Genomic DNA, 4808 nt, shown 5'->3' on the forward strand with positions numbered 1-4808 from the left:
TCGTCACCAATCTGGCGCGGTGCCCCGGGGCGGGGCTCATCGTACAGCCCATCCAGACCATCGCGAGCAAACCGATTGCGCCACACGCCAGCGGTATGGGCGCAGACATTCAGCTTCGTCGCAATATCCTTGTTGGTTAGACCGTCCGCCGCGGCAAGCACGATGCGGGCACGTAATGCCAGCGACTGTGGCGCTCCATGCTTGCGGATCAGAGCCGTCAGGGCAGCTTCCTCAGCATCATCCAACATGACAGCAACCGCACGACCCTTCGACATCCTAGCCTCCCCAAGTTTAAGGTTTAGCCAGAATGTAGACTACTTTCCGATCAGGACACTAACGAGTTGTTCCCTACCAAAGTTCGTGCAACTGCCGTTGGCCTGTGCACAGGAACAAGCCGCATCGGTGCAGCCATCGGCACTTTCGCAACCCCCTTGGCGTTAACCAATCTGGGTCTTTCTAATACTATGTGGATTGCCACGGGAGTGGCGCTGGTCGGGGCAACAGCGAGCTACTTCATGGCACCGGAAACGAATGGAAAAGCCCTCGAAGAGGCTGCAGGATTATAAGGTCCCATTGTGTCTACGCACTTATATACTAACGAAACATGACGATATCTTTCGGAGCCTTCGAAGGGTGCGGTTAATGTAATCAGAGGTACAGACGCGCATAACGGTGATTAAGAATGATGGAAACGTATCGGTTTGTATTGAAATGCCATCGCTTTTCCTTTCAATCGTCCCTCAGTAAGCCAGAGCCGATGGGCCTGCCGCCTAGACCTCGTCGCATAGAATATGGAGGACATAGAAATGAATAGTCCTGTCTTCACTCCAACTGTTGATGTGCTCCCGTTCCGCCGTTTACCCGATCAGGTGCTGAAGCTCGATCGCATGGGAGCCGCTCATCCTACGCGTTTGTCCTTCCTGCGTCAGCTACTCCGTAGGATTGAGGCCGAAGGCTGGCGCTTCGACAATCCCCTTTGGGATATAGATGACAAAGGTGTCGGTCGCGCCATCTATCGGGCGATCGGCCCGGTGCGTACCTACAGCCTGGTTGCCTTCCCACAGCATCTGCCTGACGAAATGCGATCTGATCGTGTCATTGCAACCGCCTGGGACGCAACCTTCGTGCTGTTTGATGGTGATCCCAGCCCGGAAGATATTACCCGTTTAGAGGCAAACGTCCCATTGCAGGAGGCTGGACGAATCACGCAGCGCGAATTGTCACTCAGCCGGGCAAACCGCTCGGTCCGGCTTTTTGCCCATGTGGTCGAGCGATTATCGCAGGGCATACAGCCAGATCAAGCAAAGATAGATGCTGTTGGCTACCTCATGCGTACAACAGCCGTTTATGGTGCGGGCAAATTCGGTGCCGCAGACCGCTCGGTGATTGCCGACCGTGAGGAGTTGCGTGGCCCGTTCCAGGCCGAAATGCTGAGCGTATGGCTGATCCGAAGCTTTTGCGCCGATCTTGTCGAGCATCTGGCTGCCGCAAAGGGGGGGGCCAAGGCCGTGAGGCTGGATAGGGCTATCCGTCGTACCCTGGGGGTGGGTAATTCAACTGGTCTGGGCATGGCCCCCTTTCTTGTCCGTCATCCCGTGCTGTTGAACAACTGGATGCTGGCTCGCGAGGAGGCTCTTGCCAGGGTCCGCGCCCAGACGAATGCGAAGGAAGAATGTGTTCGGGGGCTTCATGATGCCTTGGCGGAAGCGCAGCGGAACGTAACGTTGTGGAGATCTGAACATCCAATCCAGATCTCCAGGCTTTCTGATCTTCGCGCCGATCTGACTCAGATCGCGGAAAAATTAAACTCTTGGCCCCAGCGGGGGGCAAATCCCTGGGATGATCTCTGGCGATGGGGTGAATCGTCGCTAACGCTCGAGGGACAAGAGGCACTTCTGGCGCTGATGCTCGAGCCTCACGGCGAGCTGATCGACAATCTGGGTAACACCATGTCTGCCGAGGAGTCCATAGCCATGCGCATAGATGGTGCGATGACAATCGGTAACTTAAGGCGTGCTATTTGCGACCAATTTCAATGGGCACTAGAGATTGACTTTGCCGATCCAGAAAATACAGCACGCTTCTGGTATGTCTCCGAAGAAAAGCTTGAGCCCAGGCTCGGCGACCGCCATTGCGAGGAGGGCGCCGCGCTGGAGCAACCCCTCTGTATTGCCCGGTTGGTCAAGGACTTACACGAGGCACTGCAAAAGGTTGATGACGGCATCCATGTGGCGGCCTTTCTGATGCGCTGTCCCGAACATCGCTATGCGGTCCGTCGAGTTCAGATCTCTATCGATCATCCCTTCGCCGAAGTGCATGACAATCTTATTAAGGCGGACATGCTGCCGATCGACCTGATGCGCTGTAAGTTGGCTTTCTTCGGTGCAAGCCGTTTTGATCCACGTTCGGACAAATGGGTTCGTATCAGCCTGTTTCAGGATACGCCTTATCCCGACGAATTCTTGGGAAGAAATTCGGCATGACTGTAATCGATGCTCACGCCCCCACCATGTCGGCTACCCGCTATGTAGAATGCCCCGGGCAGCAGACGCGGCTATCGCGCAACGAAGTGGAAATGCTGTGCCTGAAAGCCGCGCGTGGTGCCGGCATGCCCTGGGGCCTGGCGGAGGAGGCGGGCCTTGCCGCGGGTTGGCTGGCCGCGCGTGGTGTGCACGGCGCATCCGTTCTCTTGGCGCATTTGACCACGCGAGCCGAAAGCAGCGATGCAATTTCTATTGAGGGCCGTGTTTGGTCGTCGCAGTCCGGCGGCGGGCTTTGCCCTATAATTGTTGGGGTAGCACTGGACGATCACGCCGGGCTTGAAGAAGGTGTCGGATCAGGTCCGGTCACGATCATGACCTTACGTTATCCAGGCCTTGTCACGCCCCATGTTGCACGTCTGGCCCGCGCCTTGAAGACCGCGCTTGTCCTTAACTGGGACCGTGGTGCTATGCAGATTTCAGCAACTGGTGAGGTCGATCGTACCGAGCTGCTTGCGCTCATCCAAGTTCCAATGACCCGGCTCATTGTGCGTCCTTGCGATCCGATGATGCAAGCCATAAAGGCAAGCAGCTTCACTCCGGCGGACATCTGTCCTCTCACGTCGCACACGCTTGCTGGTTTGAATGCCTTGGCAATGCGAACAACCGTCCCCGCATCCGAGCAATCGCGGCGCGATGCAGGCGCCTCCGTCACCGACAACGACTGAATTCAAAGGAAGAACACATGACATTGACGCACATTAATCCGGGCCCGCGCATGAGCGAGGCCGTCATCGTCGGCGATATCGTCTTTTTTGCCGGGCAGGTTCCAGACGACTTGACCGCTGATATCACCACCCAGACTCAACAGGTTCTAGCGAAGGTGGATGCGGCGCTGGCGCGCATCGGCGGCAGTAGAGCCGATATCGCCTCGGTACAGATATGGTTGGCGGACATAACGGATTTCGAGGGCATGAATGCGGTTTGGGACGATTGGTTCCGTCGTGTTCATCCACCCGCCCGTGCAACTGGTAGCGTCAATCTTGCGCGCAAGGGGATGCGGGTCGAGATGATCGTAATCGCCCGTACGCCAGACAGATCCTGATTGAGTTTCTGTCATTAGCGGGCTGACGCCGGCATAATCGACGAAGAGTTTTTCACCACCGGCGTGGCTTTGCCGCATGGTGACCGAGAGCTTGCCTTCCCAAGCCCGGTACAGCTCGCAGAACCGGGAATAGCGATAGCCGTCCGGCACCGCGGCGATGTATTCGTCCCACAAAATCGCAAGCGTGACGTGCTTGCGCTTGAGTTCACGGTGCATCCACGCCCAGTCCGGTTCGGCACGCTGCCGATGCCCCTGCTTCTTCCCGGCATTCTTGTACAGCCGGGCTTCAAGGACGCTGTCGGTGACATCATCACCCAGCGGCCACGCCAGCCCCGAAGCGGTAAACCGCCTCAATGTCTCGCGCACCGTCGAGGGCACTACGCCCGTCAGCCGGGCAACCTGGTGCTTCGACGCCCCCTCGTGAACCAAACGCAAAATCTCGCGCACATGGCGCATGCAAACCTTCCCCGCCGGCATCAATCCCCTCCTCGGCAACAACCAAAGAGGCGAACCTAAACTCAGCCAGCGAGGATGACCTCACCCCCGTCTACCCGGGCGAGAATATCCCGGAATCGGGGGGCGAGGATTTGTCGGAACCAATGGGCGACAATTTCTCGGAATAGGGGGGCGACATCATCCCGGAATCAATGGGCGCCTTGCTCCGGAATCACCAGCCAGCGCTCGTGAAACGCGCTACGCGGGCGCGCGGGGCCCTCCTGTTCGCTACCTGGACAAGCAACACCATGCCGCTGAGGGGTCCTTTTTGGGCTCTGACTCACTTTTGCTGCAGGCGATGCTCATGCGCCGACTACGCGCGCCTGAAGCAGGTCAAGTTTCGCGCGCCCATACATCTGTCGCTTGATAAGTTTGAGGCGCGTGATTTGCCCCTCAGTCTGTCCGTTCGACCATGGTGAGACGATCGCGTTTCTGACAGCCGTCTGGTCCTTTTCGACGCCACTGGCGAATGACCCGATGAGGCTGCCTTTGGCAATCGCCAGCCAGTCAGCGAGCTTTGCCGCTGATCTTGAGCGGATCATGGATTGGAAGTCCCCAATCGCTTTGCGCGCCGCGACCAATTCAGGGACGCTTGCCTCGATGACTGCCACCAGGATCGCTTCGGATTTAGCAAGCCCATCCCGTGCCGAGGTCATCAGGCGGGCAATGACCTTGGCGGAGGGTGTGCGTGCAAATCCACTTTGATTGGCCTTTTCAGCGAGGCGCCG

Annotated in this window: 6 protein-coding genes and 1 pseudogene; 4 read left to right on the forward strand and 3 right to left on the reverse strand. The window is 57.7% G+C overall.

Annotated elements, in window-relative coordinates; genetic code table 11:
- The coding region (locus tag BUB54_RS20095) for a helix-turn-helix domain-containing protein (protein ID WP_139285018.1) at nucleotides 1-275 on the reverse strand (275 nt) is incomplete at its 3' end.
- A gap of 66 nt (nucleotides 276-341) precedes the next feature.
- Between BUB54_RS20095 and BUB54_RS19430 the strand changes: the two genes are divergently transcribed.
- The 4 genes from BUB54_RS19430 (at nucleotide 342) to BUB54_RS19445 (ending at nucleotide 3585) form a co-directional block, all read left to right on the forward strand.
- Complete coding sequence (locus BUB54_RS19430) at nucleotides 342-566, forward strand: MFS transporter (protein WP_083553831.1); 225 nt, start codon at nucleotides 342-344, stop codon at nucleotides 564-566.
- Between the two features lie 240 nt (nucleotides 567-806).
- A complete protein-coding gene (locus BUB54_RS19435; RefSeq protein WP_048879384.1) occupies nucleotides 807-2483 on the forward strand; it encodes a hypothetical protein in 1677 nt (558 codons plus the stop codon).
- Complete coding sequence (locus BUB54_RS19440; protein WP_048879383.1) at nucleotides 2480-3208, forward strand: DUF3726 domain-containing protein; 729 nt, start codon at nucleotides 2480-2482, stop codon at nucleotides 3206-3208. Before BUB54_RS19435 ends, BUB54_RS19440 begins: the two co-directional genes overlap by 4 nt.
- A gap of 50 nt (nucleotides 3209-3258) precedes the next feature.
- Complete coding sequence (locus tag BUB54_RS19445; RefSeq protein WP_241869402.1) at nucleotides 3259-3585, forward strand: RidA family protein; 327 nt, start codon at nucleotides 3259-3261, stop codon at nucleotides 3583-3585.
- A gap of 27 nt (nucleotides 3586-3612) precedes the next feature.
- Here BUB54_RS19445 and BUB54_RS21680 read toward each other — a convergent pair.
- A pseudogene (locus tag BUB54_RS21680) lies at nucleotides 3613-4041 on the reverse strand (helix-turn-helix domain-containing protein); the annotation flags it as partial.
- Nucleotides 4042-4382: 341 nt separating this feature from the next.
- Nucleotides 4383-4808 (reverse strand): transposase (locus tag BUB54_RS19455; protein WP_217652563.1); only part of this gene is annotated, 426 nt, incomplete at its 5' end.

The organism is Acidocella aminolytica 101 = DSM 11237, from assembly GCF_900129125.1.
GTDB lineage: Bacteria > Pseudomonadota > Alphaproteobacteria > Acetobacterales > Acetobacteraceae > Acidocella > Acidocella aminolytica.

What these genes read in the sequence shown, in the direction of transcription:
- BUB54_RS19435 (WP_048879384.1), top strand. Translation starts at nt 807, where the DNA reads ATGAATAGTCCTGTCTTCACTCCAACTGTTGATGTGCTCCCGTTCCGC.
- BUB54_RS19440 (WP_048879383.1), top strand. Translation starts at nt 2,480, where the DNA reads ATGACTGTAATCGATGCTCACGCCCCCACCATGTCGGCTACCCGCTAT.
- BUB54_RS19445 (WP_241869402.1), top strand. Translation starts at nt 3,259, where the DNA reads ATGAGCGAGGCCGTCATCGTCGGCGATATCGTCTTTTTTGCCGGGCAG.